This is a genomic window from Tepidimonas charontis, assembly GCF_007556685.1.
Classification (GTDB): domain Bacteria; phylum Pseudomonadota; class Gammaproteobacteria; order Burkholderiales; family Burkholderiaceae_C; genus Tepidimonas; species Tepidimonas charontis.
The window spans coordinates 1-1322 of record NZ_VJON01000092.1 but is presented as its reverse complement, the minus strand read 5'-3'; the positions used below and the strand labels follow the sequence as shown (position 1 = coordinate 1322).

At 64.5% G+C, this 1322-nt stretch carries 3 protein-coding genes; all 3 read right to left on the bottom strand.

Features of this window, described 5'->3' with window-relative positions:
• Positions 1 to 122: 122 nt before the first annotated feature.
• Entirely contained in the window at positions 123 to 470 is a 348-nt protein-coding gene (locus Tchar_RS13470; RefSeq protein ID WP_144329482.1) for a 3TM-type holin, read from the bottom strand.
• A complete protein-coding gene (locus Tchar_RS13465; RefSeq protein WP_132962057.1) occupies positions 470 to 997 on the bottom strand; it encodes a glycoside hydrolase family 108 protein in 528 nt (175 codons plus the stop codon). The genes Tchar_RS13470 and Tchar_RS13465 overlap by 1 nt, the downstream gene beginning before the upstream one ends.
• Positions 972 to 1322 (bottom strand): phage holin family protein (locus tag Tchar_RS14175; protein WP_236640481.1); only part of this gene is annotated, 351 nt, incomplete at its 5' end. The genes Tchar_RS13465 and Tchar_RS14175, both read right to left, overlap by 26 nt.

The window sequence follows — 1322 nt, the reverse complement described above, 5'->3', positions numbered from 1 at the left end:
ATGCTTGCTCGTGGTCATGGTTTGCCCTCCTTCAGGGTTCAAGGTCGATCTCGCAATCAACCTCTTACCATGACCACCCGCCCGCTTACTACCCCAGGCGATTTTGCACACAAGTCAGCACACTACCGCGGCGGCTGCAGGCTGGCCGGTATCCATCCGGCCCCTTGCATCGCGGCCCAGGCCCAGGTGAGCATCGGGTAGAGCAGGAACTGGTAGCCGAGCGCCGCCGCGCCGATCCAGCCGATCGCCGGCCGCCAGCCGGCCACGAAGAGGCTGGCATGCTGCGCTTCCGTCCGGTTGATCTCCTGCTGGCCTTTGATGAGCTCGGCTTCGAGCTTCGCGGCTTCGAGCCCGAGCTTTTGCAGTTCAATCTCGGCTTCGAGCCTCTCCTTGTCCGAGGTGTGCAGGCTGTCGATGAGGCCGGCGACCGTCGAGACGATGCCGCCAAGGGCAAGCGCAGGCAGCGGCATCAGGCGGCCTCCTTCAATGTCCGGTTGATCCAGCCGAGCAGAAACTTCGCCTGGCTGCGATCCCGCCGCACGAGCTCGGCATAGCGCGCGATCTTGGCAAGCGCATAGCGCGCGATGAAGAGCGCTTCATCCGCCTCATTGAGCGCGGCAAGCGTCTTGGGGCCAAGCTTGCCATCGGGCGTGAGGCCGCCGAGCACGGCCTGCGCCAGCACGACGGCGGTTTTGACGCCGGCGTTGACGGCAAAATCGAACAGGGTCTGCGCGATGGCCTGCGAGCGGATCGCCTCGCCCTGCAGCGGCCGCCAGAAATGCTCGCGGTAGAACTCCCGCACCGCTTCGGCCTCCGGCTCGCGGCCGGCGTCGATCTCGCGCCAGCCGCGCCAGTCGGGGTGCCTGTTCCGCGCGATGCCGGCGTAGGTCTGCCCGCCGCGGTCGCCTGGAACGTCGTGGAGGACGTAGCCGCCCTCGTTTTGGATCATGCGCTCGAAAGCTGGGAGGAAGTCAGCCATTTTTCCCATCTCCTTCATGATCGCGATGCCCAAACCTCGCCTGCGCCCAGCGCTCCAGTTGAAATATCGCGCGGCTGCCCATGTGGCCGGAGATGCCCACCAGGGCGGCCGTGATCAATGGCTTGAACTGCGCCGCCTCGCACAGCCAGAAGGTGATGAGCCCCGCGAAAGCGCTGGTGGCAAGCTCCCCGATGAGCTCAAAGAGGTTGGCAAAGCTGTAGAAGCAAGATAGTAATGTCCGCTTCCGGCAAAGTAGAAATGTCCGCTTGTTGGTCTGGAAGCGGAGGGCTGGGTGGACAAGCGCATCGAGATGAGCGAGCGGGAGATCGAGCGGCTCAAGGTG

Coding starts and splice junctions, on each gene's coding strand:
- Tchar_RS13470 (WP_144329482.1), bottom strand. CDS start 470: ATGCCGCTGCCTGCGCTTGCCCTTGGCGGCATCGTCTCGACGGTCGCC.
- Tchar_RS13465 (WP_132962057.1), bottom strand. CDS start 997: ATGAAGGAGATGGGAAAAATGGCTGACTTCCTCCCAGCTTTCGAGCGC.